The 26,561-nt window shown below is 61.2% G+C and carries 25 protein-coding genes and 1 tRNA gene; 11 read left to right on the top strand and 15 right to left on the bottom strand.

Annotation, left to right across the window (positions count from 1 at the left end; translation table 11 throughout):
• Window positions 1–7: 7 nt before the first annotated feature.
• The 11 genes from QEO92_RS27585 to QEO92_RS27535 form a co-directional block, all read right to left on the bottom strand.
• Window positions 8–979, bottom strand: a complete 972-nt coding sequence (locus QEO92_RS27585; RefSeq protein WP_227705380.1) for a membrane dipeptidase — start codon at window positions 977–979, stop codon at window positions 8–10.
• Window positions 976–1,698, bottom strand: coding sequence for a hypothetical protein (locus QEO92_RS27580; RefSeq protein ID WP_037145745.1), 723 nt, complete (start codon window positions 1,696–1,698; stop codon window positions 976–978). The genes QEO92_RS27585 and QEO92_RS27580 overlap by 4 nt, the downstream gene beginning before the upstream one ends.
• Window positions 1,695–3,404 (bottom strand): hypothetical protein, encoded by a 1,710-nt coding sequence (locus QEO92_RS27575; RefSeq protein WP_227705379.1) that lies wholly within the window; start codon window positions 3,402–3,404, stop codon window positions 1,695–1,697. Before QEO92_RS27575 ends, QEO92_RS27580 begins: the two co-directional genes overlap by 4 nt.
• A 5-nt stretch (window positions 3,405–3,409) precedes the next feature.
• On the bottom strand, window positions 3,410–4,168 hold the full coding sequence (locus QEO92_RS27570; protein ID WP_341871465.1) for an IclR family transcriptional regulator: 759 nt from the start codon (window positions 4,166–4,168) through the stop codon (window positions 3,410–3,412).
• A 423-nt stretch (window positions 4,169–4,591) separates the two neighbouring features.
• Window positions 4,592–6,397 carry an ABC transporter ATP-binding protein gene (locus QEO92_RS27565; RefSeq protein ID WP_227705377.1) on the bottom strand — a complete coding sequence of 602 codons (1,806 nt, stop codon included), beginning with the start codon at window positions 6,395–6,397 and terminating at the stop codon, window positions 4,592–4,594.
• Window positions 6,398–6,400: 3 nt separating this feature from the next.
• Complete coding sequence (locus QEO92_RS27560; protein ID WP_227705376.1) at window positions 6,401–7,333, bottom strand: ABC transporter permease; 933 nt, start codon at window positions 7,331–7,333, stop codon at window positions 6,401–6,403.
• Window positions 7,333–8,307: an ABC transporter permease gene (locus QEO92_RS27555; RefSeq protein ID WP_227705375.1), complete on the bottom strand. Its 975-nt coding sequence runs from the start codon at window positions 8,305–8,307 to the stop codon at window positions 7,333–7,335. Before QEO92_RS27555 ends, QEO92_RS27560 begins: the two co-directional genes overlap by 1 nt.
• 4 nt (window positions 8,308–8,311) lie before the next feature.
• Window positions 8,312–9,286: a nucleoside hydrolase gene (locus tag QEO92_RS27550; protein ID WP_037145736.1), complete on the bottom strand. Its 975-nt coding sequence runs from the start codon at window positions 9,284–9,286 to the stop codon at window positions 8,312–8,314.
• Entirely contained in the window at window positions 9,283–10,242 is a 960-nt protein-coding gene (locus QEO92_RS27545; RefSeq protein WP_037145734.1) for a nucleoside hydrolase, read from the bottom strand. The genes QEO92_RS27550 and QEO92_RS27545 overlap by 4 nt, the downstream gene beginning before the upstream one ends.
• Before the next feature lie 39 nt (window positions 10,243–10,281).
• Window positions 10,282–11,163, bottom strand: coding sequence for a dihydrodipicolinate synthase family protein (locus tag QEO92_RS27540; RefSeq protein WP_227705374.1), 882 nt, complete (start codon window positions 11,161–11,163; stop codon window positions 10,282–10,284).
• Between the two features lie 21 nt (window positions 11,164–11,184).
• Complete coding sequence (locus tag QEO92_RS27535; RefSeq protein ID WP_227705373.1) at window positions 11,185–12,735, bottom strand: ABC transporter substrate-binding protein; 1,551 nt, start codon at window positions 12,733–12,735, stop codon at window positions 11,185–11,187.
• 136 nt (window positions 12,736–12,871) lie between these two features.
• Between QEO92_RS27535 and QEO92_RS27530 the strand changes: the two genes are divergently transcribed.
• The 10 genes from QEO92_RS27530 to QEO92_RS27485 all read left to right on the top strand — a co-directional run bounded on the left by QEO92_RS27530 (window position 12,872) and on the right by QEO92_RS27485 (window position 24,112).
• The gene (locus QEO92_RS27530; RefSeq protein ID WP_227705372.1) at window positions 12,872–13,795 is read left to right on the top strand and encodes a LysR substrate-binding domain-containing protein; all 924 of its coding nucleotides are present in this window, start codon (window positions 12,872–12,874) and stop codon (window positions 13,793–13,795) included.
• 312 nt (window positions 13,796–14,107) lie between these two features.
• Window positions 14,108–15,454, top strand: a complete 1,347-nt coding sequence (locus tag QEO92_RS27525) for an ABC transporter substrate-binding protein (RefSeq protein ID WP_052182622.1) — start codon at window positions 14,108–14,110, stop codon at window positions 15,452–15,454.
• A gap of 187 nt (window positions 15,455–15,641) precedes the next feature.
• Window positions 15,642–16,868 carry a mandelate racemase/muconate lactonizing enzyme family protein gene (locus tag QEO92_RS27520; protein WP_407722178.1) on the top strand — a complete coding sequence of 409 codons (1,227 nt, stop codon included), beginning with the start codon at window positions 15,642–15,644 and terminating at the stop codon, window positions 16,866–16,868.
• A 39-nt stretch (window positions 16,869–16,907) separates the two neighbouring features.
• Window positions 16,908–18,506 carry a GMC family oxidoreductase gene (locus QEO92_RS27515; protein WP_227705370.1) on the top strand — a complete coding sequence of 533 codons (1,599 nt, stop codon included), beginning with the start codon at window positions 16,908–16,910 and terminating at the stop codon, window positions 18,504–18,506.
• Between the two features lie 7 nt (window positions 18,507–18,513).
• Window positions 18,514–18,999, top strand: a complete 486-nt coding sequence (locus QEO92_RS27510; protein WP_037145724.1) for a hypothetical protein — start codon at window positions 18,514–18,516, stop codon at window positions 18,997–18,999.
• Entirely contained in the window at window positions 18,996–19,925 is a 930-nt protein-coding gene (locus tag QEO92_RS27505; protein WP_227705369.1) for a carbohydrate ABC transporter permease, read from the top strand. The genes QEO92_RS27510 and QEO92_RS27505 overlap by 4 nt, the downstream gene beginning before the upstream one ends.
• Complete coding sequence (locus QEO92_RS27500) at window positions 19,922–20,782, top strand: carbohydrate ABC transporter permease (RefSeq protein ID WP_210051744.1); 861 nt, start codon at window positions 19,922–19,924, stop codon at window positions 20,780–20,782. The genes QEO92_RS27505 and QEO92_RS27500 overlap by 4 nt, the downstream gene beginning before the upstream one ends.
• A gap of 39 nt (window positions 20,783–20,821) precedes the next feature.
• Entirely contained in the window at window positions 20,822–21,505 is a 684-nt protein-coding gene (locus QEO92_RS27495; RefSeq protein ID WP_037146128.1) for a GntR family transcriptional regulator, read from the top strand.
• 79 nt (window positions 21,506–21,584) lie between these two features.
• Window positions 21,585–22,655, top strand: a complete 1,071-nt coding sequence (locus QEO92_RS27490; protein WP_227705368.1) for an ABC transporter ATP-binding protein — start codon at window positions 21,585–21,587, stop codon at window positions 22,653–22,655.
• A gap of 20 nt (window positions 22,656–22,675) precedes the next feature.
• Window positions 22,676–24,112 (top strand): aldehyde dehydrogenase family protein, encoded by a 1,437-nt coding sequence (locus QEO92_RS27485; protein ID WP_227705367.1) that lies wholly within the window; start codon window positions 22,676–22,678, stop codon window positions 24,110–24,112.
• 115 nt (window positions 24,113–24,227) lie between these two features.
• Here the strand turns inward: QEO92_RS27485 and QEO92_RS27480 are convergent, their stop codons facing one another.
• From QEO92_RS27480 to QEO92_RS27470, 3 genes are all read right to left on the bottom strand, one after another.
• Entirely contained in the window at window positions 24,228–24,449 is a 222-nt protein-coding gene (locus tag QEO92_RS27480; protein ID WP_227705366.1) for a hypothetical protein, read from the bottom strand.
• 95 nt (window positions 24,450–24,544) lie between these two features.
• Window positions 24,545–24,629 (bottom strand) — tRNA-Leu (locus QEO92_RS27475).
• A 102-nt stretch (window positions 24,630–24,731) separates the two neighbouring features.
• Window positions 24,732–25,031: an Rdx family protein gene (locus tag QEO92_RS27470; RefSeq protein WP_227705365.1), complete on the bottom strand. Its 300-nt coding sequence runs from the start codon at window positions 25,029–25,031 to the stop codon at window positions 24,732–24,734.
• Between the two features lie 152 nt (window positions 25,032–25,183).
• Between QEO92_RS27470 and QEO92_RS27465 the strand changes: the two genes are divergently transcribed.
• Window positions 25,184–25,633, top strand: a complete 450-nt coding sequence (locus QEO92_RS27465; protein ID WP_227705364.1) for a DoxX family protein — start codon at window positions 25,184–25,186, stop codon at window positions 25,631–25,633.
• 29 nt (window positions 25,634–25,662) lie between these two features.
• Here the strand turns inward: QEO92_RS27465 and QEO92_RS27460 are convergent, their stop codons facing one another.
• On the bottom strand, window positions 25,663–26,532 hold the full coding sequence (locus QEO92_RS27460; protein WP_227705363.1) for an NAD(P)-dependent oxidoreductase: 870 nt from the start codon (window positions 26,530–26,532) through the stop codon (window positions 25,663–25,665).
• Window positions 26,533–26,561: the final 29 nt, after the last annotated feature.

Genomic DNA, 26,561 nt, shown 5'->3' with positions numbered 1-26,561 from the left:
CCTCTTTTTATGGTTTTCTGAAGGTGGCTTCGTAGAGCCGAAGCCAATTCTTGTGGGTGATCTTGGCGACCTCCTCTTCCGAGAAGCCGACGGCACGCAGACCATCCGGGATCACCTTGATGTCCTCGACCTTCTGGAACCATTCCGGCGGCGCAGCCTTGAGCGGCTTGCCCGCCGCGCTGGCGCCATAGTCCTCGCCGCGGGTCCAGCGGCCCTTGCGCATCCAGGCATAATCGGGGGCGGCAAAATTGTGGCTCTTGTCGGTACCGATCGCGACGGAATCGATGCCGGCAATGTCGACCTTGCGGGCCACCATCGTGCACCAGGCCTCGATCGAGGCGCAGTATTCATCCCCGGTGATGTTGCGATAGGCGGCACAGCCGATCACTCCGCCGGTGTCCCTGAGCGCCCTGATGACGTCATCAGATTTGTTGCGCTTGTGAAAGAACAACGACTGCGCATTGGCATGGGTGACGGCGATCGGCTTTTCGGAAACCTTGATCGCATCCAGCGTCGTGCGGTCGCCGACATGGCTGCAGTCGACGAGAATGCCGGCCGCATTCATTTCGCGGATGACCTCCCTGCCGAAGCGGGCGAGGCCGGAATCTTCCACCTCGTAGCAGGAGCCACCGAGCTCGTTCTGGTTGTTGTAGGTGAGCTGAACGACGCGCACGCCGAGTTCTGCAAACATCTCCACGAAACGGATGCGGCCCTGGAAGAGGTTGGCGTTCTGGAAGCCCATGATGATGGCGAGCTTGCCTTCCCCGGAAATCCGGCTGATGTCGTCCGCCGTCAGCGCGATTTCGGCAATATCCGAGTTTTCGCGGACCAGATCGCGCCAGCGGCCGATCGAATCCATGGATTCGATCGCGCCTTCCCAGAAGCCGCAGGTGTTGACGACGCCCCCGACAGTTCCCGCGAGCAGGGTTTCAAAGGCGGCGCGATCGAAATGCCCGCATTGCAAACCGTCGATGATCATGATCCAGCGCCTTCCTTTTCACGTTCGGAGAGTCTGGATGCCAGGAAGCTGACATCCGTTTCGTCGTCATTGTCCTTGCGTCCGATGATCGTCCCGTCCTCATTGATGATCATCGGTCCGGCGTGACGTCGGGAAACGACGCTGTCGGTTGCCAGCGCCTGTTTGGCCAGGTGGTAGATGCGCCACCAGAGATCCGCCTCGACCAGCACCCCATCCTCAAGCAGGGCCCAGAGCAGGGGATCATCCTTCCGGACATCACCGGTGACAGTCGCGGGAGCCGCGTTGAGCACGTTGCCGGAAACGGTGATCGTAAGACCGGTACGCCCCCCGAAACTTGCTGCGGTTGCCAGTTCCTCGGCGTCTGCCACGTTGACAGCCGTCAACTCCGCCGAACCGAAGCGAGCCGTCAACTCGCCGAGAAGGTCGATTGCCGCCGGAAGGACGAACCACGCGTGTTCACCAGCCGCATCGAGCTTGAGGCGATTGCCGTCCTCGGAGGTGATCGAGATGCGGGCAGGATCGGCGGACTTGAAGCTCTCGAAACGTTCTTCAAGCAGTGCGAAGCCACCGAGCCCCAGCTTTTGGGAATACATCGGGAAGTCGCCGACCGTGAGGAAGAAGCCCTTGGGCAGGCTGCTGAGCGAGAATATGCGCTCGGACATCAGCCGCATTTCACGGGGCATCACGCGCATCGAAATATTGGAATGCGAGGAGGTCATAGAACAGGTTCCGCCGGATAATACCAGGTGCCGGTGTAGCCGGAGCGCAGATCGTCGGGAGTGGGCGCCCCGTGATAAAGCACGCCGCGCAGATTGCGACTCAGGAAGTCTCGGGTCTTGTCGATGCCGTGGAAGCCGACATTCATCAGCCGAACGAGATCGATCGGCACGAATTCCTCAGCATTGATGTTTGCATGCGGCGTGTGATAGCCGAGGCCGCTGAGGCTCTGTATGCGGGCAACCATGTGACGGTGTTCAGGATGCTGCATCAGGAAACGGGCGATGCTGAGCTGACCGTCGACCTTGCCGAGATCAGCACAAAGCGACTGGATTTCCCCGCAGACATCGAGGCCGAGATCGAGCGCATCGGGGACTTCCTCGCGTGCCCCGCGACGCGGCTCCTCGGCGGTCTCCGACTTGTACCAGACATATCCGTAGGCTTCCGGACCGGACATATCGATGTCCAGAGCCCACTGATATTCCTTACGGATGAGACCAGCGAGGCTTTCTGCGGTTTCTGCCGGAGAGACATTCAGTTCATCAGGCGCATGGATCGCTTTCAACAGACGATCCGCCTCCTCCGGCACAAGCTCGATCAGCAAGGACAGGAAGGTCTCGTAAGCTTCCGGAACAGACTCGGCTTCAAATTCGCAAGCCAGAATATCGAGCGGAACATCGGCCTTTCGGCCAAGTACCGTACCGCTGCTGCGGAACTCTTCGAGTGCTTCCACCATGTTGTCTAGATCGGCGGCGATCTCGTCGCTCGAGGCGAAGGTCTCGTAGACCATCTGGTCCTGCTTACGGAAGACAATCGCCTGGCCGAGCAGTTCGATGAGCTTCGCCACGCGCGGATCGGGCGGCTCGAGCTTCAGTCCGCGCGCCATGGCGATCGCCTCCTCGCGTGCGCGGATGAAGGCATCGATCAACCGCGGATGCTTGTGCACAAAAAAGATCAATCCCAGCGCCGAGCCATTGCCCACACCGATATAACGGCGGAGCCGCGGATCAAGCAGAACCGCCTTTTCCGATTTCTTCCCCGCCAGATGCTCGACGAGATCGCAGGAGAACTCCCGCATCAGGTAGGCCGTGAGAAGCTGGGCCTCCAGAACGCCCCCGAGCGCATGCCGGGATCCGAGAGAGGGGAAGGAGCGCGTACCGAACGTGCCATTGCCGTCGAGGCCCGTATTGCGCATCAGATAGCAGACCCTGGAAAGGTCGGCGACGGAAGGCTGGCGACCTTCGGCAAGTGCTTCGAGCGTCTGATCGAAGACGCGCATCGAACGGTTCGACCGGCACCAGATCAGGGTTTTCGCGGTGGCGCGGCCAGTATAGAGCTTCGGTATCTCGCGCCGTGCTGTCTCAATTTCTGCTTCGCTGGCCGGCCCTTCGATCAGTGTTCCCGTCATGTCCCAGGCCTGGCCGATGATCCGGCCGGTGCGGGCAACGCGGCTCGGCGGACGGGAAAAGCCGATAAAGGAAAATTCCTGGGACGGCGCCTTGATGGAATAGATGACGGTGCCTTCGGCATTGCCGTCGATATCGAAACGGATTTTGGAAATATCCCAGCGTTCGCGGATCATCTTGTTCATGAAGGCCCGCGTGCCGCTCAACCTGCTTGGCTGCATTGCTGCCAGCCGCGAGGTTTTCATCACCTCGTGACTGGCTCTTGGCAGCCGCACTGCCACCCGTCCAGAAGTTACGGTCATCGCCGTCAACGCTCTCCCTGCTGCATTTTCGTGATGGTGCGCGCCGCTTCGAGGAGCGGCTCCCGGAAGGTTTCGAGATCGAAACGGGTTTCGGGCATGACCAGCGAGATGGTCGACGTACACCTGCCCTGGAAATCGAAGATCGGCGCCGCGATCGCCGTCACGCCGCTCTGGGTGTAGCCGCTCGACAGGGCATAACCGTTCTCGCGCGCCTCGCTGAGAATCTCCCCCGATGCAAGCGGCTCGCCGCTTTCGCGCAACCGGCCGAGAGTCGGCTCATCCGCAAAGGCTGTGAGGATGCGTCCGGATGCCGAGCCTTCGAGCGACATCGTGGTGCCGATCTTCTGCTCCGCCCGCAGCACGCTTTCGGATTCGACACGCGAGACGATGCAGGGCAGGCCCCGGTCGAGTACCGCCAGCGAGGCAGTTTCCTTCACGCGGTGAACCAGCATCTCCAGCACCGGCTGGACGCGGGTGCCGAGATTGGCCTGCTCCAGGGCCGAAGCAGCAATCCGGCAGGCATGCATGGAGAGCCGGTAGCGCATCTCCCGATCCTGCTCGACCCAGCCGGCCTCGATGAGCGTCAGGAGGCGCTGGTAGGCCGTCGGCCGCGACAGTTCCATGGCCGCAGCAACCTCCGGCAGCTTCATTCCTCGCGGGCTTGCGGCAAGCGCGTCCAGCACGGCCATCGTCTTGAGAACCGTGGACAGAGGTCTGACGCCGCCCTCTTCCTCTTGTATTCTATTTGAATATACTGTATCCATAACAAATATATTGAACGTCGGATTTGATCGCTGTCAACTGCACTTGACAGCGACGAGGGGGCATTTTGGCCTCTCCAGCCCTTAAGCCATTCAAATATCTGGAAAGTTTTTCTTGATTTTCGTCAGCTTCACCCGCAGGCAAACTGTGCTGAGGCGCAACGCGACGCAGTGAACAACCAATAAGAGCATTATGGGCGGGTAAGCATCCCTGGTGATGAAGGCCCGACTCCGTCTTGCCACCCTCGACAACCAGCCTGGCGAGGCTGAGGCAACACGCGAAAACCCTGCGCGAAAACCCACCAGCACAGAACGGCCGGTAGAAATTTCCGGGAAAAGGCGGCAAAGGTGAAGCCGCCGCTCCAACCGATGTCGAGGTCGAGATTCCCGCCTGATCTTTCAGGCGCGTCACCGAATGCGCTTCTATTATGCAACCAGGAAGAGATGGCCGTCGCCCGCTTCCAGGTAGCGGCGCTGCGGCGGCACGTAGTCGGCCGCGCGGAACGGGCTCCTGATTTCGTCGTTCGAGATCCGTCGCGTCTGCCGGCGAGCGGGGTCGGCGATCGGTACGGCTGCCATCAGGCGCTTCGTGTAATCGTGCTGCGGATTTTCGAAGACGGCTTGCCGTGGGCCGATTTCGACGATCTCGCCGAGATACATAACCGCGACGCGATGGCTGATCCGTTCCACCACTGCCATGTCGTGGCTGATGAAGAGATAGCCGAGGCCGTATTTCTCCTGCAGGTCGAGCATCAGGTTGATGACCTGCGCCTTGACCGACACATCGAGAGCCGAAACGGATTCGTCGGCGATGATCAGCTTGGGTTCGAGGGCAAGTGCGCGGGCGATGCAGACGCGCTGGCGCTGGCCACCGGAGAATTCATGCGGGAAACGGTCCGCCATCGAGGCTGAAAGCCCGACGCGTTCGAGCAACTCGCCCACCCGCTCCTTCGCCTCGGTGGCATTGGCAAGCCCATGCGTGACGATAGGCTCTGCAATCGCATCACCAACACGGATACGCGGATTGAGGCTTTCGAACGGATCCTGAAAGATCATCTGTGCCTCCCGGCGGATGTCCGCCAGTTGCGACTTGCCTGCGCCCAGCACGTTCTTGCCGTCGATCTCGATCGTGCCGGACTTTGCATCCGTCAGCCGGATGATCGAGCGGCCCGTCGTGGACTTGCCGCAGCCGGACTCACCCACCAGCGACAACGTCTCACCCTGCCGCACTTGCAGGGAAACGCCCTCGACGGCATGAGTTCGGCCGACTGTCTTGCGCAGGAAACCCTTCTTGATGTCGAAGCGCGTCACCAGGTTGTCGACTTTCAGGATCGGAGCCGCATCGCGCTTCACCGTATCTGCCGTCGGCTTGACAGGCTGGATCTCGCCGCTCGCCATGTCGACCTGCGGGAAGCGCAGTGGCCGATCGAGACCTGTCATCGAACCAAGCTGCGGCACGGCAGAAAGGAGCGCCCGCGTATAAGGATGCTTGGCGCCCGCAAAAATCTCCTGCGTCGTCCCCGTCTCCACCGCATCGCCGCGATACATGACCACGGTGCGGTCGGAGATTTCCGCAACCACGCCCATGTCGTGGGTGATGAAGAGGACCGACATGCCCTCCTCTTCCTGCAACGTCTTGATGAGCTCGAGAATCTGCGCCTGGATGGTGACGTCGAGCGCCGTCGTCGGCTCGTCGGCGATCAGCAGCTTCGGATCGCAGGCGAGCGCGATCGCGATGACCACGCGCTGCCGCATGCCGCCGGAAAAGTTCATCGGATATTCGTTGAGGCGAGATTTCGCCGATGGAATACGGACCTTCTCGAGAAGCCGAACCGCTTCGGCTTCAGCTTGGCCGCGGGACATGCCGCGATGCTGAACGAGAACCTCGGTGATCTGCTGACCGATCTTCAACACCGGATTGAGGCTCGTCATCGGTTCTTGGAAAATCATGCCGATGCGGTTGCCGCGAATCGACTGCATCTCATCGAGCGGCAGGTCGAGCAAGTTTCTCCCCTCGAAGTCGATCCTGCCGGTCACGCGCGAATTGCCAGGCGGCAGAAGTCGCATGATCGACATGGCCGTAACGCTCTTACCCGAGCCCGACTCGCCGACAACGGCAACGGTCTCCCTCGGACCGATATCGAAGCTGACGTCACGCACGACGTTTCGCCATTCGCCGCCGACGCGGAACGAGGTATTGAGGTTGGAAATCGAAAGTATCGGATTGGACATGGCTCAGCCCTCCCGCCGAGGATTGAGGATGTCGCGCAGGCTGTCGCCGATCAGGTTGATCGCGACGATGAGCAACAGAAGGACGAGGCCGGGAAAGAAGCTGATCCAGTAGTCGCCGGACAGCAGATATTCGAACCCGTTCGAGATCAGAAGGCCGAGAGACGGCTCGGTAACCGGCAGGCCGATGCCGAGGAAGGAAAGCGTAGCCTCGAGCATGATCGCATAGGCGACACGCATGGTCGCAACGACGATCAGCGGCGGCAGGCAGTTCGGCAGGATATGCCGGAAGAGAATGCGCCGGTCGGGAAGCGCCATCGAGCGGGCGGCATCCACATAGGCGCGCTTGCGTTCCACCAGTGCCGAGCCGCGGATCGTGCGGGCATAATAGGCCCACTGGGTGACGATCAGCGCCAGGATGATCTTATCGACGCCCTGCCCCAGGATGGCAAGGAAGATCAGGGCGATCAGGATCGCGGGGAAGCTGAGCTGGATATCGACGACGCGCATCAGGAAGGAATCGAGCCTGCCGCCGGCGTAGGCGCTGACAAGGCCGATCGAGGCGCCAATCACCAGTGCGATCGCTGCGCTGGAGATGCCCACAAGGATACTGGTGCGCAAGCCATAGAGGATGGCGCTCAGGAGGTCACGGCCTTGGTCGTCGGTGCCGATCAGATAGACCATGCCGTTCATGCTCGCGGAGCCCGGCGGCAGCCGGCCGTCGAGAATATCGAGCTGTGACAGATCGTAGGGGTTCTGCGGTGCGATTACCGGCGCGAAGACTGCGGCGAGAATGAAGACCAGCACCAGAAGGATGCCGACGAGCGCCAGTCTGTCGTTCAGAAGGGCGGAAATCGTCTGGCGGAACGGCGACCGCGAGCGGTGCGCCTGACCGTTGGCGGCATGTACCGAGCTTGCGGCGTTTGTGTCCTGGCTCATCACGAATTCCCTTCAAGACGAACGCGCGGGTCGACGACCGAATAGAGGATGTCGACGAAAAGGTTGATGACGCTGAACATCACGACCGTGATCATCAGGTAGGCGAGGATGACGGGCCGATCGAGGACGGCGATGGCGTCGATGATCAGCTTGCCCATGCCCGGCCAGGCGAAGATGGTTTCGGTAACGACGGCGAAGGCGATCAGCGAACCGAGTTCCAGGCCGATCACGGTGATCAGCGGAATGAGCGTGTTCTTCAGCACGTGGACGAGAACGATGTGACGTTCCGGCAGGCCCTTGGCGCGGGCGAAACGCACGAAGTCGAGCTGCATCGTCTCCAGCACACCGGCGCGGGTCAGGCGGATGATCAGCGATATCTTGAACAGTGCAAGGTTCAGCGCCGGCAGAAGAAGATGGGACAGGCCATCCAGCGTGAAGAGGCTGATGGGGACGCCGAAAACCGACACCGTATCACCTCGCCCGGATGACGGCAGCCAGCCGAGCTTGACGCTGAACAGCATGACCATCACGAGGCCGATCCAGAAGGTCGGCAGGCTGAAACCGAGGATCGAGAAGGTCATGACCGATTTGGAAACGAGACTTTTTGGCTTCAGGCCGGCATAGACGCCGAGTGGAATGCCGAAAACAAGCCCGATCACCAGAGCGACAAAGGCAAGTTCCAACGTCGCCGGCATACGGTTAAGGATCAGCGTCAGCGCCGGCTGGTTGAAGACGAATGAATTGCCGAGATCGCCGGAGAGCGCGCGGGTCAGGAATAGCCAGTATTGTTCCCAGACCGGCTTGTCGAGGCCGAACGACTGGATGACCTGCAGGCGCTCGGTCGGCGTGGCAGTCGAACTCAGCAGGACGTCGACCGGATTGCCGACGAGATAGAGGCCCACGAAGACCAGAACCGACATGACGAATAGCGTCAGAACCGTTTGGATCGATCGGCTTAAAAGATAACCGCTCATAGATTCAACCTCCCGGTAATTTGGGACCGGGCGCGACACTTCCGTAAAGCGAGATGCGCTCGATCAGCAGATTGATGAACCCGGCCTCGTCGACGTCAGTCACCACGGTGGCGTTCGGGGCATAGCCCATCTTTTGGTTAAAATCGGCATAGGTATAACCCAACGTGAGGCCGGTTACCTGGGTGCCGACGGTAGCCCTGAGGCTCGTGAAAAGTTCAGGCTTGATCAGCCACGCGATCGTCGTCGCGTCATGAATAGGCCCGCCCAAGCGGCCGAAGCGCTCGATATCGCTGCGATCGAAGGCCGAGAAGAGATTGTAGAGCGCGCCGCCCGCGCGGCCGCCCCTGTCTCGAAAGCTCTCGAAATGCTGTGCCGTGAACAGGGCCTGGAAGGTCATGTCGAGCGGCATCACCACGATCGGGACGCCGGAACGATAGACGATTTCGGCCGCGTGGGGGTCTGCGTAGATGTTGAATTCGGCCCATGGCGTGCGGTGACCGAGCGCCGTGAATGCGCCTCCCATGGAGACGATCTGGCGGATTCCGCGCGCCACGTCCGGATGCTGGATCAGGGCGAGCGCGATATTCGTCATCGGTCCCATCGCGCAGATTGTGATCGGATCACCGGCCTCCGCCGCTTCGCGTGCCGACCTCGCGATGAACTGCACCGCATGTGCGTCCGAAGGGACGATACTGCTGCGGGCGACGAGTTCATCGCTAAACGCACCGATCCTGGCATATTTGCCGAAGACCTGATCGCGAACCAGCGGACCTGCAGCGCCCGCATAAACCGGCACATCGATGCGTCCCGATACGCCGACAATCTTGCAGGCATTGGTCACCGTATCCTTCAACGGGACGTTTCCGGCAACGATCGACAGGCCGAGCACGTCGATCTCCGGCGATGCCAGTGCCATGAGGATGGCCGCCGCATCGTCAACGCCGGGGTCCGCATCGATGATGATCCGGGTGCGGCTCATGCGACGGCCTTTTCGGCATAACGTGATAGACGCTCCAGGAAGAAGGCGATCACGCCTTCCGCATCGACCCTGGTGACGATGTCCGCATTGGGCTCCTGGCCACTCTTGCCGTACCAGTCGGCAACGGTCTGGCCCATGCACAGCTCGCTTTCGTGCTCGACGAACACACGGGCGCGCTCGGTCTTAAAGAGGTGCGGCGCCAGCAGATAGGCGATCACCAGCGGGTCATGGAGCGGACCGCCGCGCGAGCCGTAACGGCGCACGTCGTTGCGGTCCCAGAACGCCATCAGCTCCGCAAGCGTTTCGGAGATACGGCCGCTGACACTCGAGAACTGCGCGACGTGCTCCGGCTTGAGCATCACCTGATGGGTCGCATCGAGCGCCAGCGCGACGATCGGGATGCCGCTCGAAAAGACGACATGCGCGGCATGCGGATCGGCCAGCACGTTGAATTCCGCCGTCATCGTCCGGTTGCCGGGCTCGCGATAGGCGCCACCCATCATGACGATGCGCTCGATGCCCTCGGCGATCTGCGGGCTCATCCGCAACGCCACCGCGACATTGGTCATCGGTCCGAGGCAACAGATGGTGATGCGCTTCCGCAGGGCTGCTGCGGCAACCAGCGTGTCGATCAGAAAATCGACGGCGGACTTCTTTTCGACCGCCTTCACCGGATCCGGCAGCACCGTATTCCCAAGCCCGGTCTGGCCATGGAACTGGCCGTAGATCGGCTCGCGAAACATGGGGCGGAAACAGCCGGCATAGACCGGGATCTCCGTTCTTCGTCCGAGTTCGCAGACCTGAAGGGCATTCCGCACGGTGCGTTCCAGCGGCTGGTTGCCGCAAACGGGCGTGATGCCCAGGATATCGAGTTCCGGTGAAACGAAAGCGGTCAGGAGCGCGATCGTATCGTCGATCCCCGGATCGCAGTCAACGATGATCGGAATGGGAGTCATTTCGAAATTGCCTTTGAATTGTCAGTCGCATGCCGGCGCTCAGAGCGCGCCGACATCACGCAGAACCGCACCGATCTCGGCACGGGCCGCCTCGCCGAGCGGCATCTGTGGCGCCATCGGCGCGCCAACCGGAAAACCCTGGAGTTCGAGCGCCGTCTTGATGCAGGCGGCGATCGAATATTTCGCGAATAGCTCGTTGACGCGCCAAAGCGGGCGCTGCAGTTCCATGGCTTTGGCCCAGTTTCCCGCCTTCGCAGTTTCATAAAGTGCAATGCTCTGCTGTGGCACGACACAGGCGGGACCGGCCATCCAGCCGACTCCACCGATCATCATCACGCAGGCCGGAATATGTGCGGAGGCGGCAAACACCTCCATCCGGCCGCGGGTCCGCTCGATGATGGAGAGAAGACGCCCCGTATTCGTCGAGGCATCCTTGATATAGCGGATGTTCTCGACATGGCTCAGCCGCTCGATGACCGGTAGGGTTAGGTCCGAGCGCTGGAATTGCGGATTGGTATAGAGCACGACCGGCCGCCCCTTGGCCGCCTTGGCGATCGCCGTAAAATAGGCTTCGACGCCCTCGTCGCTGATCGGGAAATAGGCTTCGAGAATAGCCAGTATGCCGTCAGCGCCCGCCTCGACCATGTATTCCGTCTGCGCGACGGCATCGCTGGTCGACGTAGACGCCACGCCGGCGACGACGGGAACCCGACCGCGATTGGCCGAGATCACCGTGCCGACGACGTGGCGCCGCTGCTCTTGGGAGAGATAGGCAAATTCACCGGTGCTGCCGAGTGGCGTCATGCCATGGACGCCCTGTCCGATCAGGTGATCCACCAGGTCGGTCAGCACGCCCTCCATGACCGCACCCGACTGGTCGATGGGCGAAACAAGGTAGGGAAAAACGCCGCCGAAAGACATGATGGATCGCCTCTGCCGCGGTCAGTTCTGCTTCACGTAATAAGGAAGCGTGTAGCCATCCGAACGGCCCTCATAGGAAAGGTCCTTATTAACCGCCCACGTATTGGCGAGATAAAAGACCGGGATGACGCCAAGGTCGGTCATGGCGATCTCGGTCGCCTTCTTCAGAAGCTCTTCCCGCTTGGTATCGTCCAGCGTGCCGCGAGCCTCGTTCAGCGCCTTGTCGAACTCAGGATTGGAGTAGCGGCCACGATTTCCCTGACCGGCCTTCTCGCCGTAGGTTTCGAGGATGGGGCCGAGCACGCCGGACGCTTCCCCCGTTTCGACCGCGGCACCGCCCATGATGAAGCTGAATTCCAGAGCCGAGGCACGGGTGAAGTAGACACTGCCCGGCAGCGTCGCCACTTCCGTCTTGATGCCGATGCGGCTGAAGAACTGGCCAATCGCTTGCGCGACCTTGGAATCGTTCGGATAGCGGTCGTTGGAGGCGTGGAAGGTCAGCGAAAAGCCGTCCGGATAACCGGCATCGGCCAAAAGCTGCTTGGCCTTGTTTGGGTCGTAGGGGTCGACCTTGATGGCGGGGTCATAGCCGAAATAGCCTTCCGGAACGACCTGACCGGCCGGCACCCCCTGCCCGTCCATGATGCGGTCGACCAGCGCTTCGCGGTTGATCGACAACGAGAGCGCGCGGCGCACTTCCGGCTTCAAAAGCGGGTTCTTACCGTCAGGCCCTTTTGTGAAAGGCGATTCCTCGCGGCCCTGGTCCATGTGTAGGTACATGATCCGGTTGCCGGCGACATTGACGACTTTCAGCTTGTCGGATGCCTGGAGCTTGCGCGTGTCGGCGGTCGGAATGCTTTCGATCATATCGACATCGCCGGAAAGCATGGCGGCAACACGGGCGCTGGCATTCTTGAACACCCGGAACGTCACCTTGTCCCAGGCCGCCTTCTCGCCCCAGTAATCGTCGTTGCGCGCGACGACGATATTGTCGTCCGGCGTCCAGGAGACGAATTTGAACGGGCCGGTGCCGATGACGCCCTTGCCGGAATTCATCTCCTCCGTTGTCGTCTTTTCCATCTCGGCCGGCAGGATGGCGATGCGGCTCAGGTTGTTGAGTAGAAGCGGCGTCGGGCCATCGGTCTTGATGCGGACCGTCAGCGGATCGACGGCGGTGATCTCGGTGATCGCCTTCACATAGGCGGCAAACGAACTCGGGCTGTTCTTGGAAGCCAGAGGGACGCGCTTGATGCTGGCAACGACGTCCTCGGCAGTGAAGTCGCTGCCGTCGTGAAACTTGACGTCCGGGCGCAGCTTGAACTCCCAGGTCGTGTCGTCGATCGTTTTCCATGACGTGGCAAGCGCCGGCTGGATCTGCTGTTTCGCATCCTGATTGACGAGGCCGTCGAAGATATTGCGCGCCATCGCGCTGTTCGGGCCGACGACGTAGAACTGCGGATCCATGGACGTGGTCGATGCTGCCAATCCGACCGTCAGGTCTGCGGCACGGCCTGCAAACGGGACGGCAAAAACAGACGCTGCCAATGCGGCTGCGATCGTAAGGAATTTCATGTTGGAGCTCCTCCGGGTGTTTCCGAAATCCGCACTCTCCCTGCGGATTGGAAACGCAGTTAAAGCGTCCGCAAGCAAAAGAAAAATTGCATTTCGTGTTCAGTTCATGCCCTAATGTTATGGGAAAGGTATGCACATGCGATTGAAACCACGACAGGTCGAAGCTTTCAGGAGCGTAATGATGACCGGCGGCATCACCGTGGCCGCCGACGCCATGAACGTGACGCAGCCTGCCGTCAGCCGCCTCATCCGCGATCTGGAGGAAATCGTCCAGATCACGTTATTCGAACGGGTCGGGGCACGGCTCGTACCAACTGCCGAGGCAACCCAGCTCTTCCGCGAGGTCGAGCGGCTTTATCTCGGCCTAGACCAGATCGCCCAGGCGGCTGACGATATCCGCCGACACAAGAACATCGTGCTCAGGATCGCAAGCGTCACCTCGCTGGTCCGGCCCTACCTGCATCAGGCAATCATCAACGTCGTGGGAAACCGCCTGGACATCCCGCTGGTGATCGATGTCGAGAACAGCCGGCATATCTGGGACATGGTCGACAAGAACCGCTATGATCTCGGCTTCGTCTTCAGCTCCCCTCGCATGGCGGACAAGAATGCGGTCCTGCTGCACGGCTCCTCTGCTATCGCCGCAATGGCGCCAGACCACCGGCTGGCCTCGCGGAAAATCATCACGCCCGCCGACCTTATGGACGAACGCGTCCTGATCCCGGGCCGCAATTCTCCATTGAGGCTCGCGCTGGACCGCGCGTTTTCCAGGGAAGACCACCAGCCGGCAAGCACGATGGAAACCTCCATGCTGAACTGCTGCCATTTCGCAGCATCCGGAATAGGGATAGGCATCGTCGACCGTACGAGCCTTCACTCCGCGGGGGCCAAAGTCGTCGCCATCCCGTTCGAGCCGAGAATCGACGTCTCCTATTTCGCGATCCGTCCTTCAGGTGGTCAGCGCATTCCCGTGCTGGATGATATAGTGAAACGGGTGCGCGAACTGATGGAGCGGCCCTTCAACAACCCGGTTGACCCTATGTTTAACCCTCCCACATGAAAGTAACTGGGGCCTGAGGCACGGTTATCTGCCTCTCTGGTCGCAGCGATCATGCCACCACCTCATCGGATGCACATCCTCTCCTGCCTACGGGCCGGGCATTGTGTTCGAAACTCCACGCCTCATCGGCCTTCCAACCAGCCCCGCGATCAACAGGACCAACCGATCCAATTCCGCTGAGCCGGAGATCACAGCGCGAGACTGATCGGTATTGTTCATGGCCAAGGCAATCCTCCCACTTGACGATGTCTTTTTCAATATTCTATAGAATATGGAATGCAGAGCACGACAAGGGAGGAAATCGTGGAAGGCATGGAAAAGAAGACAAGCGCGGGGAGGAGATTTGTCCTTAAGGGCGTGGCCGGATCGCTGATCCTGGCGGCTATGCCCCTTGCTGCCGCAAATGCGGAAGGCGGGCTGGGCGCAACAGGTAATCCGGTCGAAGTGAAGATCATGGCCAACGAGGCCTTCGCCAACAGCTGGCAGACGATCCTCGTTCCGGAATTCAACAAGGCGTTTCCGAACGTGAAGGTACGCATCGACGGCGTGCCCTATACCGAGCTGCTGGCCAAGATGATGCTCGACGCCACCAGCCCGCAGCCGGAATACGACATTCTTCTGGCGGATGATCCTTGGGTGCCGCAACTCGCGCAGATCGGGGCGCTGAAAGATCTCAAGAGCGACGAGATCTCGGCCATGACCGACAAGGGCTACGACTGGGACGACTTCAATGCCGCACCGCTGGCGGCCGGCGAGTGGAACGGAAAGCAATATGCAGTGCCGGTCCGTTCCAACATGCTGCTGATGTTCTATAACCGCGCGCTCTACGAAAAGGCCGGCGTGCCGGAACCGACGCCACAGATCACCTGGGACCAGTTCTTCGCCAACGCGCCGAAGCTGGTTCAGGATACCAATGGCGACGGTAAGCCGGACTCCTGGGCGATTGACACCTATTTCGTACGCGAACCGCTGACCCCTACAATCTGGCAGTCGATCCTCAACTCGAACGGCGGCGCGCTGCTGGATGCATCCGGTGCCCCGGCTTTCGCCAACCAGGTTGGATCCAAGTCGCTGGAAATGCACAAGCGCCTGCTGGAGTTCGCACCACCCGGCGCGCTGGGCCACGGCTTCTCGGAGTCACTTCAGGCCTTCCGCCAGGGTATCGTCGCCAACATGATCACCTGGGGTAGCGTCTACAAGGCGACCGCCGTCGACAAGCAGTCGACCACGCTTACGGTGGAGGATGTCGGCGTGCAGGTCCTGCCGGTCGGCAGTACCAGTGCCGGCACGCACCGTGGCATCTGGATCGCCGGCGTCAGCAGCAAGACGGAGAAGCTCGATGCATCCTGGGCCTTCGTCCAGTGGCTGACCTCAAAGCAGGGCGAAAGCATCAATGCCTCGATGGTCGGCTCCTTCCCCGCGCGCAAGTCCACACTGGCGAGCGAGCCGTCCGAGGCGTGGCTGAAGCCGATCTACAAGACCCTCCAGAACGCCTATGACGTCGCCGCCACAGGCAAGATGTGGCGCATCCGCAACCCGAAATCGGATGCGGCGCAGCAGATCCTGGCGGACGAGATCGCCCGCGGCCTTGCCGGACAGGCCTCTCCCGAGGAAGCCTTGAAAACGGCTGCCGGCAAGATTGCCAAGGTCCTCAAATAGGAACCGGGCCCTACCGCATGGGTGCTGCCCCAGCACCCATGCATTCGCCGCCGGTGAAACGCCTGACGGCCGTATTTCCAGGCAAGACTGGCCCGCCTTGCGGACCGGACAGCCAATCCTGTGTCGATGCTTCCGGCATCGCCTATCCGGGCGGCACCTGCCGCACCCGAACTGACCGAGGAACATGATGCCAACGAAAGCGATTGTAAGCGAAGTCAGGACCCTGTCCTGCAGCAACTCCTGGCGCAACTACCATTTCCTGAAGATCACGACTGAAGACGGGATCGTCGGCTGGAGCGAATTCGATGAATATTTCGGCTCGCCCGCGGTATCGGCGGTGATCAACGAAATCTCCGGTCGCATGATCGGCAAGAGCGCGATGCATCACGAGCATATCCGCGAGGATCTGCGCAATGTCACTCGGCCGGGTTCCGGCGGCGTAGTCGGTCAGGCGCTCGGTGCGATCGAGAACGCGCTTCTCGATATCAAGGCCAAGGCGCTAGAGGTGCCCTGCCATGTCCTGCTCGGCGGCAAGGTGCGCGACAAGATCCGGGTCTATTGGTCCCATTGCGTATCCTACCGCACCCGCACACAGCATTATTCGCCCGGCATCACGGACATATCCGGCGTGAAGCAGATTGCCCGCGAGGTCGGCGAAAAAGGTTTCACCGCCCTTAAGACCAACATCTTCCATTATGATGCGCGGGATCGCATCGAAGGCTGGTCGCCAGGCTTCGGCCGTCCCTATGAGACGAGCCGCAACGTCGAGCGTAAGACGCTCAAGGATTTGCGTCGGCATCTCGAGGTCATGCGCGCGGAAGCCGGTCCCGACGTCGACATGTTGCTCGACCTCAATTTTAACGCCAAGACCGATGGATACGTGAAGATCCTGCGTGAAATCGCCGATCTCGACCTGTTCTGGGTAGAGATCGACACGCTGGACCCGAAGGCGCTCGCCTATATCCGTTCCCAGAGCCGGCACCCTATCGCTTCCTGCGAGACGTTGATCGGTCTCCAACAGTTCCTGCCGTTCTTCCGCGAAGGCGCAATCGACGTCGCCATCATCGATACCCCGTGGAACGGGGTGTGGCAGTCGATGAAAATCGCGGCCGCGGCGGAAGCCTACGAGACCAATGTTGCTTGTCACAATTTCTACGGCCACCTCTGCACGATGATGAATGCGCATTTCTGCGCGGCTGTACCCAATCTCACGATCATGGAGACCGATATCGACCGCGTCGCATGGGACCATGAACTCTTCACCCATGTTCCGGAATACAAGGACGGCCATCTGATCCTCCCCGACCGTCCTGGCTGGGGCACGGAGCCCATCGAGGCGATGCTTGCGAAATATCCCCCTATCCCGGCCGCGGGCATGTGGAAGCGTACCGAGCCGTCGAAGCTTTCGATATGATGGTTAGCGAGCGAGTGGCGGGAGGCGCATGCTTCAATCATGAATGAAACTGTGGATGTCCTCATCATCGGCGCGGGCGCGTCCGGTGCGGCGGTGGCCTGGAGCCTCGCCGAGACGAAGATGCGCATCCTCTGCCTGGAACAGGGGAACTGGCAGAAACCGTCCGGCTATCCAAGCGCCGGACGGGATTGGGAGGCGCGGCTTTCGGAAGATTTCGCAATCAGCCCGAACCGCCGGAGACTTGCCGCGGATTATCCCATCAACGACGATGATTCGCCGATCAAGATCGCCAATTTCAACGGCGTCGGCGGGGGCACCATTCTCTACGCCGGGCATTATCCGCGGCTCCACCCCTCCGATTTCAAGGTTCGCAGCCTCGACGGCATCGCCGAGGACTGGCCGATCGACTATGACACGCTGGAACCCTTCTATGCCTTGAACGACCGCATGATGGGCATATCCAGCCTTTTGGGCGACCCGGCCTACCCGCCCAAAGAGGCGGTGATGCCGCCGATCCCGATGGGCCGTACCGGCCAGACGCTCGGCAAGGCGATGAACAGACTCGGATGGCACTGGTGGCCGTCCGATGCCGCGATCGTCACACGGGAATACGAGGGACGCGCGCCCTGCATCAATCTCGGCCAATGCGGGTCCGGTTGCGCACAGGGCGCCAAGGGCAGCACCGACGTCACCTATTGGCCGGAGGCGATCCGCGCACGCATCGAACTCAGAAGCCGCTGTCGAGTCAGCCGCATCGAGACAAACGAGGCGGGCATGGCAACCGGCGCGTATTATTTCGATGCGGACGGCAAGGAGATTTTCCAACCGGCCGAGATCGTCATCATGGCCTGCAACGGCATAGGCACGCCGCGCATACTCTTGAACTCGGCATCGGACCGCTTTCCAAACGGTCTCGCCAATTCCAGCGGGCTCGTCGGCAAGAACCTGATGCTGCATCCCTATGCACAGATCCGCGGCCATTTCGACCAGCCGATGGACGGGCATCGCGGTTCGCCGATCTGCACCTGGAGCCACGAATTCTACGAGACCGACCGCTCGCGCGGCTTCGTGCGCGGCTATTGTTACCAGTTCTCGCGCGGCACCGGCCCGGTGCGTGCGGCGATCAACGGCATGGCAGATGGCCTCATTCCCTGGGGCGAGGGCCATCACGCCGCCTTCCGCCGGCTGTTCGGCCACAGCGCCGGCATGGTCTCGGTCTGCGAGGACCTGCCGGAGGAAACAAACCGCGTGACGCTCGATCCGGATCTCAAGGATGCCGATGGCATTCCTGCGCCGAAGATTACCTATCGGCTGAGCGACAACTCGCGAAAGATGCTGGATCATTCGGTCGCCCGCGGCATCGAGATCCTGAAGGCTGCCGGCGCGCATGACATCACTACAAAGGCGCCCCTGCCCTATGCCGGCTGGCACCTGATGGGCACGGCCCGCATGGGCGCGGATCCCGAGCGCTCGGTGGTCAACGAATGGGGCCGCAGCCACGACGTGAAGAACCTTTTCATCGTTGACGGCAGCGTGTTCGTCACCTCTGGCGGCGTCAACCCGACATCGACAATCCAGGCGGTGGCGCTCTACATCGCCGACCAGATCAAGTCCCGTCTCTACGAGCTTTTCGATTGAACCGACCATGACAGCACTCGAAAAAAACCAGCCAGCGGAAGAGCCATTCGAAGATGCAAGGCAAACGCTGCTTGCAATCGTCGGGCATATGATTCCGGCGAGTACGGAATTCGGTCTGCCCGGCGCCGACGATCCGGCGATCTATGCGGACATTCTCCGTTCGGTCGGCCGAGACAAGCCCCTGCTCTCCAAGGCGCTCGATGCTGTCGACGCCTGGGCCGGCGGTCGCCTCGCGACATTGCCGCGCGACCAGCAGGCCGCCCTGCTCGCCGAATTTCGTTCCGCCGAGCCTGAGCTTGCAGGCGTTCTGGAGGCCGTGACGGCGCGCTGCTACTATCGCGACGACCGGGTAATGGCGGCGATCGGCGTAGAGGGGCGTCCGCCCTTTCCGCTCGGCTATGAAGTGGAGGAAGGCGACTGGTCGCTGCTCGATCCTGTACGGGCGCGCGGACCGATCTATCGCGCAGTCGGCGAAGGAGGGCCGCGATCATGATGAAATCCGTACCTCCGGCGAAAACTGACGTCAGTCGATCCCGCTGGCGGGACCAGGTCGGCGACCTGTTCGAACGCTGGTCCTTTCTGATGCCGAGCGTCCTGGTGCTGACCGTGATGCTCGCCTATCCGATCTTCTATACGATCGAGATCAGCTTCGCCTCCTTCGACATAGCAACGTTCGGTGCCGGCGAATGGATCGGCTGGGCAAACTACGAGGAGGTGATCGGCGATTACCGCTTCTGGGATTCGCTGCAGGTCACGCTGATCTATCTGGTCATCGCATTGCCGCTGCAGGTCACGCTCGGCTTCGGAATCGCCTTCCTTATCAATGCGGAATGGTGGGGCCGCAGTGCGCTGCGCGCCCTGTTCATCATTCCGATGGTCGTGGCGCCGGTGGTTGCCGGTGGCATGTGGCGCATGATCCTTGATCCGCTCTGGGGCATCATGAACTACTGGATGGGACTTGCCGGTATCGGCTCGCTTGATTGGTTCGGCGATCCGAAGCTCGCCATGGCCGCGATCATCATCATCGACACGTGGCGCTGGACCCCGTTCATCGTGCTGATTGCCACTGCCGCCCTGCTGGCACTGCCCAAGGACGTGTTCGAGGCAGCGAAGATCGACGGTGCCAACTGGTGGTCGACATTGTGGTCGGTTGCTGTGCCCCTGCTGGTGCCGATCATCGCGGCGACCTTTGTCATCCGCTGGCTGGGCGCGGTGAAGATGTTCGACATCGTGCTCGCCGCCACCTATGGCGGCCCCGGCAAGGCTACCAACATCATCAATCTCTTCATCTACGAGGAAGCGTTCCGGTCGCTGCGCTTTGCCGAATCCGCCGCCATGGCCGTGATCGTGCTGGTCCTGACCATGGTGCTGACCGGCATCTTCCTGCGCGGCAGCCGCAAATTGGAGGAATTGTTTTGAGCGCCAGGGCCCCGGCCGTCTCCTACGATGCCCGCAACACGTTGGGCCACAGGCTCCGCATCCTCGCCGGTATCTTCGTCAGTATCGTCTTCCTGTTTCCGATCTACTGGATGGTGCTGACCTCGTTCAAGCAGCAGGTCGACATCTTCACCAATCCGCCGACCTTCTTCTTCGAGCCGACGCTCGCCACTTACAAAGAGTACATGCGGCGCGCCGACATCGTCAGGCGCATCGTCAACACGATCATCGTCGCCGCCGGCTCGGGCCTATTGTCCATCGTCGTCGGCACCATGGCCGGCTATGCGCTGGCACGTATCCGGCTCAGGGGCGCCGGGACGATAGGGCTCATCATCCTCCTGTCGCGCGGCGTGCCGCCCATTGCGCTCGCGGTACCGATGTTTCTGGTCGCGCGTAAACTTGGGCTTACCGACAAGCACATCACGTTGATCCTCGCCTACAGCACCTTCCTCATCCCCTATGTCATGTGGCTGATGCGCGGCTTCTTCCTCGCCCTGCCAAAAGAACTCGAGGAATCGGCCATGATCGACGGATGCTCGCGCTATGGCGCCTTCTTCAAGATCATCCTGCCGATCTCGCTGCCAGGCCTCCTGTCGACCCTCATCTTCAGCATGATCCTCGCCTGGGAAGAACTGCTGTTCGCGCTGGTGCTGACCAACCGCTATGCCTCGACCATTCCAGTCGCCATCGCCGGCATCGCGGGCGACACCGTGAACGGCGCGAACTGGGGGGCGCTCACTGCCGTCGGCACGATCACTGTCGTTCCGGTCGTGATCTTTGCGCTGCTTGTTCAGAAATGGCTTATCAAAGGCTTGGCAGACGGCGCGACGAAGGGATAGATCGCGGTAAGCCTGTGCAACCGCAACTGGATGGATTTCATGCAACAACCGAAGACTTTCACCACCAAGACCGAGCTGGCCCGGCAGCATATCCAGTCCATGGTCCTCTCCGGCAAAGTAGGCCCTGGCGACCGCATCACCACGCGCGAAGTCTCCGACGCGCTCGGCATCAGCGAGACCCCCATCCGGGAGGCCATCCGCAGCCTTGCCTCTGAAGGCTGGCTTGCGGTGCAGAATCACATCGGCGCCGTGGTCCAGGGGCTCAAGGTCGAGCAGATCCGCGAGATCAGCGCGCTGCGCGGCCTGGTTTGCGGTCTGGCCGTGGAACTCGGCGCGGCGAGTTTCGACGAGGAACGGTTGCGCAGGATCGATGAGAATCTCGAGGCGTCGGCCGGGGCGCTCGATGCGGACGATTTCGCACTGTTCGCCGAGAAGAACTACGAATTCCACCAATTGCTCTGCGACAACCCGGAATCGCCATGGTGCAAGCGGCTGCTCGAAAACATGCATGGGCTGATGTCGGCCCAGCGCCATGGCATTCCCCCGCAGCCGGCACGCCTGAGGGAAGCACTGAAGGAGCATACGAAAATCCGCGATCACTTGCGCGGCGGCGACTATGCAGCCGCGGCGGCGATGGTCAATCAACACGAGAAGAACACCGGTGACTTCCTGATCCGGATGATCGAGGAAATGCCGAACGGGGGCCGCAGCCGCCAGACCTGACGGGGGCAGGCACCGCCCCTTTGCGGTGAACAAAGCAAACTATGCCCGGGGAAAGGGCAGGAAATGGGAGGAGTTCCGAATGGGTACGGTGCAAATACGCGAGGTCCGCAAGTCCTATGGCGCGGTCCAGGTTCTGCACGGGATCTCGATCGACATCGAGGACGGCGAATTCGTTGCGCTCGTGGGCCCGTCTGGTTGCGGCAAATCTACCCTGCTCCGGATGATCGCCGGTCTCGAAAGCATCAGCGGTGGCGACATCGCTATCGGTAACCGTGTGGTCAACAACGTAGCGCCGAAAGACCGGGATATCGCCATGGTATTCCAGAACTATGCCCTTTATCCGCACAAGAACGTACGGGACAACATGGGCTTCGCTCTACAGCAGCGCCGCGTACCAAAGCCTGAGATCGCAAAGCGCGTCAACGAGGCAGCTCGGATCCTCGGACTCGAGCATCTGCTGGACCGCAAGCCGCGCCAGCTTTCGGGCGGGCAACGCCAGCGCGTCGCCATGGGCCGCGCGATCGTGCGCGATCCCAACGTTTTCCTGTTCGACGAGCCGCTGTCGAACCTGGATGCCAAGCTGCGCGTGCAGATGCGCTCGGAGATCAAGGAACTGCACCAGCGGCTGAAGACGACGACGATCTACGTCACCCACGACCAGATCGAAGCGATGACGCTCGCCGACCGGGTCGTCGTGATGAACGGCGGCGTCGTGGAACAGGAAGGTCCACCGCTCGAACTCTACGACAGGCCGGCGAGCCTGTTCGTTGCTGCCTTCATCGGCTCGCCGCCGATGAATTTCCTGCAAGGCCAGATCATCGAAGGAAACGGATTGCGGCTTGAAGACAACACCGTGCTCGGTCTTCCGGCGGCCGATCCGAAGCAACGCAGGCAGATCACCATCGGCGTCAGGCCGGAGCATTTCGTCATCGCCGAAACCGGCTGGCCCGCCACGGTTTCCATCGTCGAGCCGACCGGGTCGGAAACTCAGATCACCGCCCGCCTTGCCGGCCAGTTCATTCGCATACTCGTTCGCGGGCGAACGTCGGCCATGCCCGGCGATGAGATCCGTCTCGCCGTGACACCGGGCGACATCCATTTCTTCGACGCTGCTCCGATACCAGAGCTGACATCGGCCGAAGACGCCTGACGGCCGAAAAGGAGAAGGACATGCGGAAATTGCGGGAATTCTACATCGGCGGCCGCTGGGTGCCGGCCCTGTCGACGGCCGGGCATACGCTGATCGACTCCACCACCGAGCAGCCCTTTGACACTGTGGCGCTTGGCGGGCGCAACGACGTTGACGCCGCGGTCATGGCCGCGAAGCTCGCCTTTCCGGCCTGGGCGGCAAGCGAGCCGGGCGAGCGCATGGCGCTGATCCGACGGATCCGGGAGATATATTCGGAGCGCGTCGAGGATATGGCGCGCGCGATTTCGCAGGAGATGGCCGCGCCGATCGAGCTCGCACGCACGCGACAGGCACCGGCTGCACTTCGCCATATGACCAATTTCCTGGCAGTCATGGAGCATTTCGAATTCGTTCGGCAACTCGGACCCCATGCGCCCGACGACCGTATCCTGATGGAACCGATCGGCGTCGTCGGCATGATCACACCCTGGAACTGGCCGATGAGTCAGGTGGCGTTGAAGGTCGTGCCGGCACTGCTCGCCGGTTGCACCATGGTGCTGAAGCCATCGGAACTTGCCCCGCTTTCCTCCGTCCTGCTCGCCGAGATCATTCATGAGGCGGGCGCCCCGGCCGGCGTCTTCAATCTGATCCAGGGTGATGGCCTGACGGCGGGAGCGCGGTTGGTCGAACATCCCGATGTCGCCATGATCAGCTTCACCGGCTCGACGCGTGCCGGTGCCAGCATCATGAAAGGCGCGGCCGACACTTTCAAGCGCGTGGCGCTGGAGCTCGGTGGCAAGGGTGCAAACCTCATTTTCGCCGATGCGGAGGAGGATGCGGTCGAGCGCGGTGTTCGGCAATGCTTCATCAACAGCGGGCAAAACTGTAATGCTCCGACGCGCATGCTGGTCGAGCGTTCGATCTACGACGAAGCCGTGGAAAAAGCCCGAACAGCGGCACAGTCGATCGCGGTCGGACCTTCGTCGGCGGAAGGGGCCCATATGGGTCCCGTAATCTCGGAACGCCAGTTCGACCGGGTGCAGTCGCTGATCGAGACCGGCATCCGCGAAGGCGCGCGCCTCGTCGCCGGCGGTATCGGACGGCCCGCCGGCTTCAATCGGGGCTTCTTTGTACAGCCGACCGTGTTCGCCGACGTTTCCAACGATATGATGATCGCGCGTGAAGAGATTTTCGGCCCGGTGCTCTCGATCCTTCCCTTCTCGGACGAGGAAGATGCCGTGGCCATCGCCAACGACACGCCCTACGGTCTCACGAATTACGTGCAGAGCAGCGACGGCGCCCGGCGCAACCGGCTGGCGCGGCGCCTCCAATCCGGCATGGTGGAGATGAACGGCCAGCCGCGCGGCGCCGGTTCACCTTTCGGTGGCGTCCGCCACTCGGGCGGCGCGCGCGAAGGCGGCGTCTGGGGGCTCGAGGAATACATGGTCGTCAAATCGGTGTCCGGCTGGGCATCCTGACCGCGTCGGATCGCAAGCTCTTCCGCTCGGATAGAATGGATCAGTGCTGTCAGCGATGGTACCCATGTTCCAGATCACCGCTATTTCGGGAATAGAGATCGACGACCAGCGCGCATCACGCGTTGGTCTGGAAACCGGCCGCCGCAATGACGGCGAAGTGGAAATTCTCCCGGGCCTCGATCATGCGGCCGACATTGTGACGACCGGCGGCGCTCTTTTTCGGAGAAGACGCTTGTCCGGGTAGCGGGAAAAGCACGATGAACTTTTCCGCCTGGTCAATCGGCAACCCGTTTCCCGCCATCCTGCCGACCGTCGGCAGCCGCTCAAAAATTGCCAAGAGACGGCTTTGGTCGCCCTTCGACGACCAGACAAAGAAAAAGCCCGGAGATCCGAGCTTTTTTTGCTGCCTATGGACAGCAACATACGGAATCTTGGTGCCCAGAAGAGGACTCGAACCTCCACGCCTCGCGGCACAGGTACCTGAAACCTGCGCGTCTACCAATTCCGCCATCTGGGCGACGGAGAGCCATGTAAGGGGGTGGCACCTGCCTGTCAACTGGCTTTTTGAAGTTTCCATGTCAGCCGTGGAAAAACCTTTGACGGTTGATCGCTGACGGTCTCAAACCTCGCCGCTCTCTTTCGCCGCACGGTCCACATGGCCGAGATCCCGCTCGGGGTCGATCACATCGCGCACCCGCTGCTTCAATTCCTTCGGTCCAGGAAAACCGCCGTCGCGCTTGCGTTCCCATATGAGTTCACCATTCAGGCGAATCTCGAAATTGCCACCAGTGCCGGGGATGAGCGCGACTTCGCCAAGCTGGTCGGTAAAGGTCTGCAGGAGTTCCTGGGCCATCCAGCCGGCTCGAAGCAGCCAATTGCACTGCGTGCAATAGAGAATGGTAATGCGCGGTTTTTCCATCGGTTTGCCCTTCCGCCGTTTCAAATCGGCCTCACGATAATGTCACCTTAAATAGTCATGTTTTTGAACGTGCGTACCTCGACAGGGGCAGCTTCCACATCAATTTGTGACAGCGACGCATTGTTCCTTCTGCCAACCAGAGAGGTCCTCATATGGCTCTTCAATCCACCACTCGCTCGCGCCTCATCATTCCGGCACTTGCCCCTGTCTATACCTCCGCCCACGAGACCGTCGAGACGATCCTGCGCGTGGTTGCAGGCCTGCTGCTCGTCACGCATGGTTTCGGCAAGATCACCAATCCCTTCGGTACTATCGGCATGGTCGAAGGCCTGGGCTTCTATCCGGGCATCTTCTGGTCACCGCTGCTGGCAGCCACCGAATTCTTCGGCGGCATTCTCGTCACCATCGGCCTTTTCACCCGTCCTGCATCATTCGCGGCCATGATCGTGCTGCTGGTCACCGTTTATTTCCATGGCATCGTGCAGAATCAGGGTTTGATGGGGGCGGAAAAATCCATTCTCTGGGCGGCCATCTTCCTGTTCTTCGCATTTCGCGGCGGCAACAGCCACTCGGTCGACGCCCGTCTTAGCCGCACATTCTGATCTTTCGGGAAAGCTGGGCAGTCCGCTGCTCAGGTCTTCCCTTCGAGCGCCAGCCGGACGACGGTGCCGAGGTCGGCTTCGCCATGGCCGAGTGCGGCGGCCTCCTTGAAGCTCGCATGCGCGGCCTCGATAGCCGGCGTGGCGACACCGAGCCGGCCCGCGAGCCCAAAGACAACGCCCATGTCCTTGAGGACGCCGGAGACGGGAAAGCCCACATTATCGGTCTCGCCGAGGATGACGGGAAGCCGCGAGCGCATCGCCGGGCTCGCAGCCGGGCTGCCGGAGAGGATTTCGATCATCTTGTCGCGCGAAAGCCCCGCCTTGCCGCCAAGCTGGACAGCTTCCTTCATGATCTGCCAGAGCCCCATCAGCATCATGTTGTTGACGAGCTTCGCCGATGCGCCGTCTCCCAGCTTTCCGACGTGATGGATACGATTTGAGAGAACTCCGGCGACCGGCAGGAAGCGCTGGAAATCCTGCTCGGCACCGCCGACGTAAAAACCGACCGTGCCCGCAAGCAGCATTTCCGGCCCGCCGGAAATCGGCGCATCGAGAAGCGATGCCCCTTTCTCCTTTATCCTGACTTCATGGACGCGCAGCGTCTCGGGACTGACCGTGCTCGTGTCGACGATCAGTTTTCCTGCAAGCTCGATGGCAGCGAGTTCGTCGAGCACGGCATGCACGGCGGGATCGTCGAGCAGGGCAAGAACAATGATGTCGGAAGCAGCCGAGAGCGACGGTAGGTCGCTTGCCGCGGCGATCCCGAGTGCCGAGGCCTTTTCCGGCGAAAGACCGCTGCGGGTCCAGCCCGTCACGGAAAAACCCTGCTTTGCAAGGCGTTCCGCCATGGCACCACCCATGCGGCCGAGTCCAACCACGCCGATACGCTCTGTTGTCATATGCACATTCCCACTCTTCCACATCATTT

This window comes from Neorhizobium petrolearium, assembly GCF_029854435.1.
Classification (GTDB): domain Bacteria; phylum Pseudomonadota; class Alphaproteobacteria; order Rhizobiales; family Rhizobiaceae; genus Neorhizobium; species Neorhizobium petrolearium.
This window is presented reverse-complemented; position numbering and strand designations above follow the sequence as displayed.